We start from the raw sequence: 14,587 nt of genomic DNA, 5'->3' as shown, positions 1-14,587 counted from the left end.
ATTATTCTTCATTGACGTCAAATTCCTTGTCCAATTGGTTCATGCGGTATACATAAACAAATATGAGAACTACGAATGTGTAAATGGACCCCTGTTGGGCAAACCAAAATCCCAGTTTGAAGCCGCCAAACTGTATGGCATTGAGAGGTTCTACTAAGAGAATTCCAAATCCAAAGGATACCAGGAACCAAATGAACAAAAGGAAAAGAAGTGTTTTTAAATTCTTATTCCAATAGGCTTTCATTTTGAGTTTTGTTTCTGACATTGTATTTCGGGTTAAAGTTATTTAAAGGAAGATATGTGTTTGGATGATTAACTCCCCAGCTGAACCGCTTTTCCTGTAATTTTCAAATAGCGGTCTATTGCTATACTGGAGAGTGATTTTGGCCTGATGTCCGTTCATATAGTAATTGAACCCCAAGTCATATTGCCATGAGCTTGTATCAAAAAGCTCGAAGTTTTTATAGGTAAATGCACCAAAGGGCTGGATTCTACCATGATCCTCCAAAATACTCTTGGGCAATAAAAATCCTGTTTGGGAATAGAAGATACTTCCTGTACCTATGGTTGGCTGGGCATTACCGGGACCATTTTGGGTAGACCCTGCTCCAAAACCCACATTCATTATTCCTATATTCCTCATGTAATTTGGACCGAAATCATATTTGTAGAAGACTGAATAGGACGTAATGGCTGTACCAGTGGCTGAGTTGATTGGCAAATCCAAGAAAGTATCTAAGCCAAAGAGCTTAATGTCATGATATTGTGCTCTTCCATCGGCTGTTTTGGACATAGTGGCTCCAGAATGCTGATGCCATCCTCCACCGATATTAAAAACTTTTTTTGTCCCAAGATAGGAGCCCACAAAAAAGGGCAACTTATTATTTTCTTCCTCAAGGAATTGATAGGCAATGTATCCTTGGGTGGCCCAGTTGTCATTGACAATATTAGCAGCTATAGGAACTTGTCTTGATTCATCAAATCTACCTCCTGCTCCGACAGAAAAGGGTTTGTTCAAAGCCAGGCGGTAGTCCCATTTAGCAATCTGCCCTTTGGCATAAATCCCATACTGTCTGGCAAATTGATCGGTTAATTCAATAAGTGGCCAGTTGAAAATAGGCGCATCAATGGCCATAAAATTAAGGGTACTGTGGCTGCTCATCCTGGAAATTCCATTCCAATAATGGAGCCCTGCCCCAATATAGAGTTCTTTTATAATCTTAAACTCCGTCCAAATATCATGGAAAAATATTTGAGGTTTTTTGGAGGAAAGCGCATTGGCAGAACCTATTCCAGTTTCAGGATTGACAGTAACTGGAAGATTTCCAGGATTCCCGGTCATTCCACCTCCTGGTGCTCCACCGTTTGTAAATGTTTGATTGTTGATACCCCAATGGGACAAAACCAAAAATCTCGGAGATATCTGGGCATAAGCAAGGAACCTTGCTCTGCGGAGACCTATATCGAAGGAATGGTTTTGTGGCTGACCATCTACCCCTAAAGTACCTGGATTGTTTTCAGTTCCCCTTACCCAAAACTGATTCCAGATTAAAAAACGGATATATTTATTTCCGTCATCGGACAATTTTAGGGTAAGCGGCTTATAAGAATGGTCCACAAACATTTCATCTTTCGCGGATTGATACAATGAAAGGGTATCTTGGCCAAATGCCGGAATGCATAATGCCATAACCAGCAAGGAATTAATTATCCATTTCAAAGTAGAATTCATCGGTTATTGGGTTTGTTGTTTTTGACTTTTGCGGTCGGGCCCGAACAACAAGTGAAACCTAAATTGAGAACTTGGGGATAGAAAGAAAAATCGGCAATATATATCCGTTAAATAATTATAGAAAAAAAATAAAATTTGGTTTTATCGGTTTTTGAATCTTTCCCATTTGATGATCATGAACTTATCTCCAAGCTCTGTGATCAACATGCCGGTATCGGTTAGATTCTCCTTTTGCGCCATGTATTTGACTAATTCAGCATGATTGAGCACTTTATAGGTAGGCCGGTACTCATAATTTTCTGGTGCTTTGACTTTGTATTGTTTGACCCAATTCATCACAGAAACATGGCTTACACCCAATATTCTTTCGATTTCTCTATATGAAATTCCTTCAATATAAAGTTGCAGCGCCTTTACCACATAATATTTGTCAATGGATTTGCCAAGCTTATTGACTGTAAAATGGTAACTACATTTCTTGCATTTGAACCGCTGTCTTCCGCCTACAACACCACTTTTGACTACTTTTCCATGACTACATTTGGGACAGATTGGCTTTTCCATAGCTCTAAATTTGGGCTTGATATATCAATTTAGCGAAAGTATAACATTTTACCAATATATGGTTTTTATTCATTTTGTTGAAAACCAAACAGTATAAAATTATGCTTTCCCCAAAATTAGGCAGCAAATTATCTTAGAGCAACATCTCCAACGAAATAGCCAATCCAAATGCTAGCATACTTACCAATACTTTATTTAAGTAAAACCTGTGATCTGGACTACTTTCAAAAAATATAGTAGTCGAAATATGTAAAAAACCACCTGCAACAAGCCCGTAGAAAACATTGAGGGTTTCTCCCCCTAGCAACTTACTTTCGTAGAGGTAATTACTCAATAGCATTCCCAAAGGCGATGCAAGAGCAAAAATGCTCAACAAGAGGAAAATCCAACGCTTTTTCATAACACTCATTAGGACTGCTACCAAAGCAAAAGCCTCAGGCCCTTTATGCAATAAAATTCCGAAAAGGAGGTTATTGCTTCCATGATGGTGATGATGGTCATGCCCTGCATGATCATGGACATGAGCAGTCAATGAACCTTCATTTCCCAATAAGGTTCCTTCCAAAAATGCATGCATGAACAGGCCAATCATTATAGTCCAAACACCGATTTCGGAAGCATGTTGATGACCATGATGGTGGATATGTCCATGTTCTACTCCAGTAGAAAGCAGGGCCAATATTTGTTGAATAAAGAAACCTAAAAGGATATAAAGGCCCATTCTTGAGGGATTGGCCGATTCCACAAAAAGCTCAGGAAGGATATGTAAAACTGTAATGGCAAACAGGTAAGATCCGGCAAAAACCAAAACCAATTTAAAATACCTTTCCTCCCAACTAGGAATGAAATAAGCCAAGCCTCCAGCAAGAAGAGCCGTAAAAAACAGGAGAATAAAATTAAGGAGCATGATGTGTTTTTTTTCTATGATTGTTTATTCCACAGGAAAAGAGAGATAGGGTTTCAATCCTTCACTGGCAAAAGACTTCATGTTGCCTTCTCCATCATTGAAGATCAAAAATATTTCAAAATCTCCCTGCTTTTTTTGAAGTTCTATGGCTTTGTCGGTACCCATGACCATCATGGCTGTGGCAAGCGCATCAGCTGTCATACAATCTGCCGCTACTACCGTGGCACTTAAAAGTCCATGTTTAACAGGCCTTCCGGTGGCAGGGTTTATGGTGTGGGAAATTTTTTGACCATCCACTTCATAGTAATTTCTATAATTCCCTGAAGTTGCCATGGCTTTATTATCCAAAGCTATAATGCTATAAAGTTGATCTGCATTGCCCAATTCCTCTGGTCTGGTAACTCCAACCTTCCAGATTTCTCCGTTTTCATTTACTCCTCTTGCAACCAATTCCCCGCCAATTTCCACAAGGTAATTGGCAATACCCTTAGAATATAGAAAATCAGCAATCACATCCACTCCATAACCTTTGGCATTGGCACTAAAATCCAGCTTGATTCCTGGTAGCTTCTTTTTGATTGATGTTTCATCAAATGAGATATTATTGAAACCAATCAGTTTTACAAGCTGATCGATATTCACACTATCTTTAAGCTGTGGGCCTCCTGGTCCAAATCCCCAAAGGTTGACCAATGGACCCACTGTAGGATCAAAAGCCCCTTCGGTAAGCTCAAATATCTCTTGACTTGATTTTAAAACCGGATAAAAATAAGGGGAATCAAATACCAAAGAATCTCCGTTATTGAAACGTCCAATTTCAGAATCAGGAATGTAGGTGGATAAAGATTGATTGAATACAAGCAATAGAGAATCTACACTAGCCTGGAAATCTCTTCCACTTTCATCCAAATAAACGACCCGATAGGAAGTCCCCATGGTGTTTCCAGAAAAAACTACCTTTAAACTCCCCGGTTGATTTTGGTCTTGAGATGGATTAGTGGTACTCTGCCTGTAGAAGTAGACAATGGCTACCAATAACAACAAGACAATGGAATAAATTATATTTTTATTGGCGTTACTGGACATAATGACAGCAATTTTCCGCAAAGTTAAGCCATATTTCCCAAATAAAGTTCCAAGGAGGCTTAATTTTTGCAACAGAATTGCATATAATTAGCTTTGATTTTCCTGCTTTCAGCCTTGGGCTAAATTCCTATCTTTGTACATGCTGAAACTGAAGCTATGAGAGAAGATTATTTGAGTGGGGAAAAGGACAATTTGAATTCCTCTGACAGAGAAATTGAAAAAGCATTAAGACCTTTAAGTTTTGATGATTTTACAGGTCAGTTTAAGATCGTGGAAAATCTCAAGATTTTTGTCTTAGCAGCAAAAAAAAGGAATGAGCCTCTAGACCATGTGCTCTTACACGGACCTCCGGGACTTGGAAAAACGACCCTAAGCCATATTATTGCCAATGAACTTGAAGCGGGTATCAAAATCACTTCTGGACCGGTATTGGACAAACCTTCCGATCTGGCCGGATTGTTGACCAATCTGGAAGAAGGAGATGTTTTGTTTATTGATGAAATCCACCGCCTTAATCCTGTTGTGGAAGAATACCTGTATTCTGCAATGGAAGATTTCCGGATTGATATTATGCTGGATTCCGGACCAAATGCCCGGTCTGTACAGATATCTTTGAATCCATTTACCTTGATCGGTGCCACTACCAGATCGGGGCTTTTGACTTCTCCGCTCAGGGCAAGGTTCGGTATCAATTCCCGTTTGGAATATTATGATGCAAAATTGCTCACGGATATAGTTTCCCGCTCTGCCAATATTCTTCAGACACCCATTGATGAGGTAGCTGCATTTGAAATAGCCCGGAGAAGCCGTGGGACACCGAGGATTGCCAACATGCTTCTGAGGAGAACCAGGGATTTCGCCCAGGTCAAAGGTAACGGTAGGATAACGCTAGAAATTTCAAAGATGGCGCTTGATGCCCTTGATGTGGATGAAAATGGACTGGATGAAATGGACAATAGGATATTATTGACCATAATAGACAAATTCCGGGGCGGCCCAGTTGGACTGGGCACTATCGCTACGGCCTGCGGTGAAGAAGCCGAAACCATTGAAGAAGTATATGAGCCCTTCTTGATTCAAGAAGGATATATCAAAAGAACTTCCAGAGGCAGAATTGCTACAGAATTGGCTTACAAACACCTGAAAATCAAACCAAATTATGGAGGCAGTATGGGCAATCTCTTTGAATAACAATAATTAATTTCATGAATAACAAGGCTGACCAATTTGCGCAGATCATTAAAACCCAGGCCAAAAGCTTGGGCTTCGATTTTTGCGGTATTGCAAAGGCCGAATTCCTGGAAGAAGAGGCTCCAAAATTAGAGGCTTGGCTCAATAAAAACTATCAAGGTAAAATGTCTTACATGGCCAATCACTTTGATAAAAGACTTGATCCTACTAAGTTGGTAGATGGTGCAAAGACAGTAATCAGTCTGATCTATAATTACTTCCCTGAGAAGAGGCTTCCAGAGGACTCCGATGATTTTAAAATCGCCAAATATGCCTATGGCCAAGATTATCACTATGTGATCAAGGAAAAGCTGAAAATACTTCTTGAAAACCTAAAAAGTGAAATCGGAGATTTTGGGGGCAGGGCTTTTGTGGATTCTGCTCCCGTGATGGAAAGACAGTGGGCCCAAAGGTCCGGTTTAGGATGGTTGGGGAAAAACAGCCTCTTACTCAACAGGCAAATGGGAAGTTTTTTCTTTTTGGCAGAATTGATTATTGACCTTGAGGTGACTTCAGATCCTCCTATGGTCAAGGATTATTGTGGTACCTGTACTCGCTGCTTGGATGCATGCCCCACGGATGCTATAGTCCAGCCGGGATTAGTGGATGGTTCCAGATGCATTTCTTACTTTACAATAGAGCTCAAAGAGGAAATCCCCCAGGAAGTAAAAGGAAAATTTGAGAATTGGGTATTTGGATGTGATATCTGCCAAGATGTTTGTCCGTGGAACCGGTTTTCACAGGCCCATAAGGAACCAAAATTTGATCCCCATCCAGAGCTGAGGGATTTTAACCAAAAGGACTGGAATGAAATTACTGAAGAAACATTCAATAAAGTTTTTTCAAAATCTGCCATTAAACGCACCAAATTTGGTGGATTATTGAGAAATCTAAGATTCATTCAGCAATAGAATCTCTTATTCTGTACCTTTATACCTTTCCAGCCCACAATGAAGATTAAAGAAGTATTAAATGCTGCAGATGAACAGGATTTTATCCAAGTTCATGTCCAGATAAACAGTCCATTTCCAAATTGGATTCGGCCACTGGATAAGGATGTATTAGAAGTATTTGACCCTGCCAGGAATAAGCAACTGAAACCAGGCACTTTTGCCCGATGGATCCTATTTGATGGAAAAGGACACTTAATCGGAAGAATTGCTGCTTTTGTCAATTCCAAATACAGAAATAAAGGAGATAAATTTCAGGTGGGCGGCATTGGTTTCTTTGATTGCACCAATGATCAGTTGGCAGCTGATCTCCTATTCAATACAGCAAAAGAATGGCTGATGGCCCGAGGAATGGAAGCCATGGATGGTCCTATCAATTATGGGGATAGGGACAAATGGTGGGGACTTTTGGTGGAAGGATTTGAACCTCCCATTTATAGCATGAATTACAACCCTCCTTATTATCAGCATCTTTTTGAAAATTATGGGTTTAAGGTTTTCTACAATCAGATTTGTTGGAGCATGCAAGTGGCCCAGGATGCCCATCAGCTCAGTCCAAAATTTTATGAAAGCCATCAAAAATTTGAAGGAAATCCGGACTTCAAGGTTGTCCATCTCAATAAAAAACAGCTTCAAAAATTTGCTGGGGACTTGGCTACAGTATACAACAAAGCTTGGGCAAAGCATGAAGGGAATAAAGAGATTACACAGACTCATGCCTACAAATTGCTAAAGTCCATGCTCCCTGTACTGGACGAAAAACTCATATGGTTTGTGTTCCATAAAGACGAACCAGTAGTCATGTGGATCAATCTTCCTGACATCAATCAGATTATCAAACACCTGGATGGCAATCTTAACTGGTGGGGGAAACTCAAATTCGTTTTCTGGAAAACATTTGGAAAAAATGAAAGCTTTGTGGGCTTGGTATTCGGTATCGTTCCGGAGTTTCAGGGAACAGGGCTGGATTATTACATGATCGTTGAAGCGGAGAAAGAAATCAAAGCTACCCGTTCATATAAAAAACTGGAATTGTATTGGCAGGGAGATTTTAACCCTAAGATGCTGAATATATCCAAAAATCTAGGAGCAAAACAATACCGGAAAATGGTAACCTATCGGTACATTTTTGACAGGAACATTCCATTTGAAAGGCATCCCATATTGAATTAATTCAATCTGAAACTAGGGCTTAATCTTCAAGTTCTAATGGAATTATCCAAAAAAATCATTGCGAATGAGCCTCTTTCCGAGGCTCATATTTTAACCGGCAAGGCTAACAAAATACTTGTTCAAAACCGGTTCGTAACTCTTTGAAAATTTATTGTAACACCATTCTTTGAATTCCTGAATCTCGGCAGGAACTAGAAGATTCAAAGCTTTGCGCAACTCTTTTTCAAAGAGTCTTTTGTCAAAACTAACCTTCATAAGCACTGTTTTAACATATTCTAACATCTCTCAAAGAATTTAATGAGTTAAACCTAAACAACTACATCAAAGCATACGATACTAAGAAAGGTTTGTTGCGTTTAAAATATAAAGTTAATTTGCACCCGCTAAGTACTTATATGCTTATGATCAAAACGAAAACCCTCCTTTTCTTGGTATGTGTTCTGGGATTTTTTTCAACCAATCTTTTGGCCCAGGAGGTAGTAATTGAGTTGGGTCCAGACGAAATTGGACTTAATGAAACATTTAGCATCAAAGTAACTATCTCCAATGATAAAATTAAGTCATATGACGAATTTCCTGACATATTGGGGTTTCAGAAACAAGGTATCTCCCAGTCATCTTCCATGAATATCATCAACGGACAGGTGAGCAGTACCAATAGTATCATCCAGTATTACAAACCCACTAGAAAGGGGGAATTTACCTTGGACCGGTTTTCAGTTAAAATAAATGGGAACAACTATTCTTCAGCTGGAAAAAAAATCTCGGTAATTGACCCCAGAAGCAGCCAAAGACAAGGGGTATTCGATCCATTTGATGATTTATTCGGACGGAGCACAAGAGAGGAACCTGAATTCATAGAAATAGAGGATGATGCCTTTTTTGCCTCCTCTGTTGACAAAAGTGAGGTATTCGTGGGCGAAGGTTTCAATGTAAGTTTGGCATTTTATATGTCCGAAACCAATCAGGCTCCTTTCCAATTTTATGAACCAGGTAGGCAACTGGATGATATACTTAAGAAAATGAAGCCTTCGAAAGCCTGGGAGGAAAACTTCAACATTACAAATATCCAGCCGGAAAGAGTCACTCTGAACGGAAAAAACTGGATCAAATACAAAGTCTATGAGGCTTCATTCTTTCCCTTTTCTGATGGTGAAATAACCATTCCACCTATTGCATGGGAAATGATCAAATATAAAGTAGCCAAAAACCCTACCTTTTTTGGCAGCAACAGACTGGAGGATTTCAAAACTTTCTATTCCTCAGCAAAAACTGTAAAAGTCAAACCGCTTCCTCAACATCCTCTAAGGAATGAAGTCAGTGTGGGAATCTTTCAATTGAGGGAAAATATCAGTCAGTTGGAAGTACAAACAGGTGAGGGATTTACTTACAATTTCAGCATTTCGGGAGAGGGAAATATCAATTCCATTTCTGCGCCAAGAACCCGTCAAATCCACAAGTTAAACACTTATGACCCAAATGTCAGACAGCAGATTAACAGAGGTATGGGCAAAATCAGGGGGGTAAAAGAGTACAATTATTACCTTACCATCAATGAGCCTGGGGAGATAAAACTTGCTGATCATTTTGAGTGGATTTACTTTAATCCGGTCTTGGCAAAATATGATACCCTACGTCCAAAAGCAGTGGTCAGCGTAAAGGGAGAATCAAAAGTAAACCAAGCCATCTCCAAACAAAGATTAGGAGGAATTTACGATTTGATAGAAGTTGAAAGCAATAAACTTTCATACCAGAGATATAAGTATTATTTTTCGCTATTTATCAATTTATTGTTGGTCGGCTCAGTTATTCTTCTGGCCGTCCTGATTATGAAGAGAAGTAATGGGTAATTCATTTGGAAGAATATTTAGGATAACCACTTTTGGGGAATCGCACGGACTGGGTTTAGGAGTGATAATTGACGGCTGCCCCGCAGGACTTACCATGGATGAGGCTTTCATCCGGGAGGAATTGCAAAGGAGAAAGCCCGGTCAATCCAAAATCACTACGCAACGCAAAGAAGAAGATGAATTCCAGATCCTCTCTGGAGTATTTGAAGGAAAAACAACAGGGACACCTATCGGAATGGTCATCATGAATACTGACCAAAAAAGTAAAGATTATAGCCATATTTCTGACAAATTCAGACCTTCACATGCAGATTTTACCTATTTCGAAAAGTACGGAATCAGGGATTACAGGGGAGGGGGCAGAAGTAGTGCGAGGGAAACTGCTGCACGGGTTGCAGCCGGGGCCATTGCAAAACTGATGTTGCGGAATTTTGGAATTTCAGTGCAGGCTTATGTGTCACAAGTTGGAGATATAAAACTCGAAAAAGCTTATACCTTGCTAGACTTATCCCTTACTGAGGAAAATATCGTGAGGTGCCCAGATAAGGAAATGGCCGAAAAAATGATAGCATTTATTGATGGGGTCAGAAAAAGCAAGGACACAGTCGGTGGAATAGTCAGTTGTGTTGCCAAAGGCGTACCGGCAGGATTAGGAGAACCTGTATTTGATAGACTGCATGCCGAACTTGGAAAAGCTATGCTCAGTATCAATGCTGTTAAAGGATTTGAATATGGAAGTGGTTTTGAAGGGGTTAAAATGAGGGGATCAGAACATAATGATGCTTTCTATCTGGAAGAAGGAAAAGTAAAGACAAAAACAAACCATTCGGGCGGAATCCAAGGTGGAATTTCCAATGGTGAAGATATTTATTTCAATGTGGCATTCAAACCTGTCGCTACGATCATGCAAGACCAGGAATCTGTGAATGAGGCCGGAGAACCGGTAACGGTTTCTGGAAAAGGAAGGCATGACCCTTGCGTTGTCCCCAGGGCAGTTCCTATTGTGGAAGCAATGGCTGCCTTGGTACTGGCTGATCATTTACTTATCAGCAGAACAAATAAATTACACGTTTAAAAACCCAAAATAAAATGTTTAAAAAGATACCTTTACACACCCAAATCATCCTTGGTTTGGTCTTAGGTTTGATTTTTGGTCTGGTAATCATTCAATTTGGCATTTCCCCAAACTTTACCGTAGACTATATCAAACCCATAGGTACTGTTTTTATAAATGCCCTTAAAATGATTGCGGTACCATTGGTACTTGCGAGTCTTATAGTCGGGGTGGCCAATCTAGGAGATATTTCCAAACTTTCCAGAATTGGAGGAAAGACTATCCTGGCCTATTTGGTCACTACTGTAATCGCTATAACAATTGGTCTCCTTTTGGTCAACTTCTTTGAACCGGGTGAACAGTTGCCTCAGGAAACAAGGGATAAATTAATGGCACAATTTGATGATCAGGCCGGCTCTAAAGCGAGTTCAGCTGCAGCCATCAAAGACCAGGGACCATTGCAGCCTTTAGTGGATATTGTTCCGGAAAACCTCTTTGCGGCCGCCTCTAACAATGGTAGTATGCTACAGGTGGTGTTTTTTGCCATCATTGCAGGAATTGCCCTTCTACAGATTGATAAAGGAAAAGCTCAGACTTTTATAGGCTTCTTTGATTCACTAAATGACGTCATCATCAAGATCGTAGAATACATCATGATGATCGCACCTTACGGGGTATTTGCGTTGATGGCCTCCTTAATTGTAGAAATTGCGGGAGAAAATCCTGATTCTGCAGTTGAACTCTTGTTAGCCCTTCTAAAATATACCCTCGTCGTTCTATCAGGACTCATACTTATCATTGTAGGTGTTTATTCCGTCATTTTAAAATCTTTTACCAAAATATCATTTTTGGATTTTATCAAATCTATACGACCTGCCATGCTTCTTGGCTTCTCAACCTCCTCCAGTTCAGCAACATTGCCTGTTACTATGAAGTTGGTTGAAGAAGAAATCGGAGTTTCTGAGGAAGTCAGTAGTTTTGTGCTTCCTTTGGGTGCTACTATCAATATGAATGGGACCAGCTTGTATCAGGCAGTAGCAGCCGTATTTATTGCGCAGGCATTGGGTATGGATCTGACCATTTCACAACAACTTACCATTGTCCTGACTGCTACATTGGCTGCAATAGGTTCAGCAGGAGTACCAGGGGCTGGCTTGATCATGTTGATTATAGTATTAGAAGCAATTGGCGTCCCAGGAGCTGGAGTGGCTCTGATTATTGCCCCTGATAGGATCCTTGATATGTTCAGAACAGTTGTCAATATTACCGGAGATGCTGCGGTTTGCGTAGCGGTGGCTTCTACAGAAGGCGAACTTCCTTCAGGCTTGATAAGAGAATCCAATCCATTTACTCCGAATAATGAAGAGTAAATGTTTTTGAAATATCCAAAAAGAAGACTCTTACAAAGTAACTTGGTATGGTCCCTGCTTGATCCATTACAACTGTAATACCTAAATAATCAACTTGGAATTGATCTTGTCTACGATGACGCTGAAACACCTTGCGGGAGGCTCTGAAGGAAAATAGGTTCTCAAATCTGGTGAATGAACCTTCAACTAATTGGGAGCGTTGACTTTCTGTAAAAAGGCTTATATCCCCCTTTTATTGTAATCAATTTTTTTAAATTATTTAATTAAAAAAATCAACCTGGAAACCAAGCTGATTTTCGATTGATAGCCCAATCTATCTACTGAATTTTTTAGTTTCTATTTTTTATTTTTATAACCACTTTTTTTACAGGTTCAGATCCATTTACTCGAATGGCCGGACAATGGATATTTTCTTCGAAAAAGATGAAAAAACTTCTGGGGTCTGCCAAAAGGTTCTTACTATTGGTTACATTGTAAAAGGTGATATCTCTGTCTTTTTGATAAGGAGTTCTGATACTTGAATGACGAGGTTCGGTGAGTCCAATAAATTCCCTACCGTATACCACGTATTGAATATCTGTATATTCCTGATGGTTTTCGAAGAAAATTTCCGTTGGATCTTTTGTTGAGTACTCTGTCACCATAACATACAGCTCCCTGCCCTGGATTTCGTGAATTCCGATTTCAATATTTTTTAAATCGGTATTTATAAGGTAATCAAACGCTTTATCCCATAATGGTTTGTTCAAATGGTAATGGGCCGCAAACTGTTTTCTGTCAATTGACTCATGGGGTCTTAAAACAGTATTACCAAGCCATTCCTTACTTTCAAACCAATTAGAAATTTCTTCTTCCGACCATTTATCAGGAGAATTTTGTTTATTACATGAAGTATTGAACATTAAGGATATAACTAGGATGAATGAAATTTTTCTATAGTTCATAATAGGGTCTTAAACGATTAGTATTAATATTAAATGCACAAAAAGAATTTAAATAATAAAGGAATTGACCATCAATAGTCCCAAAAGGCCAACTAAGACAATGTAGTATATCGTTGGAAGGATTGTTTTCCTTAGAATCATACCTTCTTTTCCCAGATATCCAACAGTTGCAGAAGCAGCCACTACATTATGGATGGCAATCATATTACCAGCTGCGGCACCTACCGCCTGTAATGCCACCATTATGCTTGTGGGCATACTAAGTCTCTCGGCTACACCAAACTGAAAAAGTCCGAACATAAGGTTACTAACTGTATTGCTACCGGCAATAAATGCTCCCAAAGCCCCAATGGAAGGTGCGAAAAGGGGATAAATTGTGCCGACTTTTGTAGCAACCCATTCAGCCATTACTATAGGCATACCCTGTAATCCTTCTGTACTGATTCCTGAATTGATATAAATCCTGACCATTGGGATGGTAAAAACCAGAACAAATCCTGCTCCAATGATCATCTTAGCACTTTGTGAAAGAGCAAGTCCAACATTGCCCCAATCCATTCTGTGAAGAAATACAGTCAGCAAAGAAACCAATAGAAGTATGGTTCCGGGCAAATACAAAGGGGTACTGGAAGCTGATATCTCTGATCCTAGAATATTTTGGTAAGCTAGTTCAAATGATAAAAGGAAATTCTTAAGTGGAAACTGGGGCATCCTGGTAAATACCAGTACCAAGGCCAGAAGAATATAAGGTAACCAAGATCGGAGCAGTGATAATTCTGGTCTAATGATCCGACTTTCAATATTGACTTTGAGGTTTCCGAACCATAAATTTGGCCAGGTACTTCTTTCAGGAAAATCCCATTTATTCTTTGGTACCAAAAACCCTTTCTTAGTTAAGGGGATGAGGATCAACAAACCAACCAGAGAGCCCAATAAGGATGGAAATTCAGGGCCCAGGAATATGCCTGTCAGAAGATAGGGAACCGTGAAAACAAGCCCCCCAAAAATAGAATAGGGCAACATGACTAGCCCTTCTTTCCAACTCTTTTTTCCTCCGAAAAACTTGGTCATCATGCAGATCATAAAAAAAGGCATTAAGGTTCCTACAATTGCATGAAGGGCAGCGGATTGAGTCGTGACCAACTGAATGTAATTCCCATAATCCATTCCGGTCTGAGCAAGCAAAATATCAAGTTCAGGACTTTCCAAACCTGCACGGACTCCTACCAGGATGGGAGTGCCTACTGCTCCAAAAGTTACAGGTGTACTCTGCACCATCAATCCTAACATCACAGCTGCCATGGCAGGAAATCCCATTCCAAGCAACAAAGGAGCCACAATAGCTGCCGGAGTACCGAACCCTGCTGCCCCTTCGATGAAAGATCCGAAAAGCCATACAATAATGACAATCTGCACCCTTCTGTCTTCACTTATTCCTGAAAATCCATCTCTGATAACTTTGATGGCCCCAGAAAAATTAAGCAATGTAAGAAGTAATATAGCTCCAAATACTATGTAAAGAATATCGAAGGTAATGAATAGCCCCTGAATAGAAGAAGCAGCAATATCAATTACAGAAAGTCCCCATCCCAACTTGGCAATCAATGCGGTACTTACCAGACCAATTGGCATACTGTACTTTGCCGGAAGCCTAAACCCAATGAGCAGAACAGCTACCAATAAAATTGGAAAAAGGGCAAGAAAAGGTAGTAAAGAAACAGTCATAG

At 39.8% G+C, this 14,587-nt stretch carries 14 protein-coding genes; 6 read left to right on the top strand and 8 right to left on the bottom strand.

The features are described 5' to 3' along the window. Position 1: 1 nt before the first annotated feature. The 5 genes from CLV48_RS10480 to CLV48_RS10460 all read right to left on the bottom strand — a co-directional run bounded on the left by CLV48_RS10480 (position 2) and on the right by CLV48_RS10460 (position 4,289). Complete coding sequence (locus tag CLV48_RS10480) at positions 2–265, bottom strand: DUF4212 domain-containing protein (protein WP_106567236.1); 264 nt, start codon at positions 263–265, stop codon at positions 2–4. Between the two features lie 21 nt (positions 266–286). After that, positions 287–1,732 carry a porin gene (locus tag CLV48_RS10475; RefSeq protein ID WP_106567235.1) on the bottom strand — a complete coding sequence of 482 codons (1,446 nt, stop codon included), beginning with the start codon at positions 1,730–1,732 and terminating at the stop codon, positions 287–289. Between the two features lie 141 nt (positions 1,733–1,873). Continuing rightward, positions 1,874–2,296, bottom strand: coding sequence for a transposase-like zinc-binding domain-containing protein (locus tag CLV48_RS10470; protein ID WP_106567234.1), 423 nt, complete (start codon positions 2,294–2,296; stop codon positions 1,874–1,876). Between the two features lie 133 nt (positions 2,297–2,429). Further along, positions 2,430–3,203 carry a ZIP family metal transporter gene (locus tag CLV48_RS10465; RefSeq protein ID WP_106567233.1) on the bottom strand — a complete coding sequence of 258 codons (774 nt, stop codon included), beginning with the start codon at positions 3,201–3,203 and terminating at the stop codon, positions 2,430–2,432. A 24-nt stretch (positions 3,204–3,227) separates the two neighbouring features. Continuing rightward, a complete protein-coding gene (locus CLV48_RS10460; RefSeq protein WP_106567232.1) occupies positions 3,228–4,289 on the bottom strand; it encodes an FAD:protein FMN transferase in 1,062 nt (353 codons plus the stop codon). 156 nt (positions 4,290–4,445) lie between these two features. Between CLV48_RS10460 and ruvB the strand changes: the two genes are divergently transcribed. Genes ruvB through CLV48_RS10445 form a run of 3 tightly spaced genes read left to right on the top strand, consistent with a single transcriptional unit; the run spans position 4,446 to position 7,642 of the window. Continuing rightward, positions 4,446–5,480 (top strand): Holliday junction branch migration DNA helicase RuvB, encoded by a 1,035-nt coding sequence (gene ruvB, locus CLV48_RS10455; RefSeq protein WP_106567231.1) that lies wholly within the window; start codon positions 4,446–4,448, stop codon positions 5,478–5,480. 14 nt (positions 5,481–5,494) lie between these two features. Next, complete coding sequence (gene queG, locus CLV48_RS10450; RefSeq protein ID WP_106567230.1) at positions 5,495–6,430, top strand: tRNA epoxyqueuosine(34) reductase QueG; 936 nt, start codon at positions 5,495–5,497, stop codon at positions 6,428–6,430. A gap of 39 nt (positions 6,431–6,469) precedes the next feature. Further along, positions 6,470–7,642: a hypothetical protein gene (locus CLV48_RS10445; RefSeq protein WP_106567229.1), complete on the top strand. Its 1,173-nt coding sequence runs from the start codon at positions 6,470–6,472 to the stop codon at positions 7,640–7,642. Between the two features lie 90 nt (positions 7,643–7,732). On the opposite strand, the gene CLV48_RS10440 is transcribed toward CLV48_RS10445, so the two are convergent. After that, a complete protein-coding gene (locus CLV48_RS10440; protein ID WP_106567228.1) occupies positions 7,733–7,924 on the bottom strand; it encodes a hypothetical protein in 192 nt (63 codons plus the stop codon). Positions 7,925–8,043: 119 nt separating this feature from the next. On the opposite strand from CLV48_RS10440, the gene CLV48_RS10435 reads away from it, so the two are divergent. From CLV48_RS10435 to CLV48_RS10425, 3 genes are read left to right on the top strand one after another with little or no spacing between them, the layout of a single operon-like run. Continuing rightward, positions 8,044–9,492 (top strand): BatD family protein, encoded by a 1,449-nt coding sequence (locus tag CLV48_RS10435; RefSeq protein WP_106567432.1) that lies wholly within the window; start codon positions 8,044–8,046, stop codon positions 9,490–9,492. Beyond that, positions 9,485–10,567: a chorismate synthase gene (aroC, locus tag CLV48_RS10430; protein WP_106567227.1), complete on the top strand. Its 1,083-nt coding sequence runs from the start codon at positions 9,485–9,487 to the stop codon at positions 10,565–10,567. Before CLV48_RS10435 ends, aroC begins: the two co-directional genes overlap by 8 nt. 14 nt (positions 10,568–10,581) lie before the next feature. Then, the gene (locus CLV48_RS10425; protein WP_106567226.1) at positions 10,582–11,916 is read left to right on the top strand and encodes a dicarboxylate/amino acid:cation symporter; all 1,335 of its coding nucleotides are present in this window, start codon (positions 10,582–10,584) and stop codon (positions 11,914–11,916) included. A gap of 329 nt (positions 11,917–12,245) precedes the next feature. On the opposite strand, the gene CLV48_RS10420 is transcribed toward CLV48_RS10425, so the two are convergent. Beyond that, entirely contained in the window at positions 12,246–12,860 is a 615-nt protein-coding gene (locus tag CLV48_RS10420; protein WP_106567225.1) for a NanQ anomerase/TabA/YiaL family protein, read from the bottom strand. 48 nt (positions 12,861–12,908) lie between these two features. Then, positions 12,909–14,585: an L-lactate permease gene (locus CLV48_RS10415; RefSeq protein WP_106567224.1), complete on the bottom strand. Its 1,677-nt coding sequence runs from the start codon at positions 14,583–14,585 to the stop codon at positions 12,909–12,911. Between the last annotated feature and the right edge of the window lie 2 nt (positions 14,586–14,587).

Source organism: Cecembia rubra, from assembly GCF_003014575.1.
Classification (GTDB): Bacteria; Bacteroidota; Bacteroidia; order Cytophagales; family Cyclobacteriaceae; genus Cecembia_A; species Cecembia_A rubra.
This window is presented reverse-complemented; position numbering and strand designations above follow the sequence as displayed.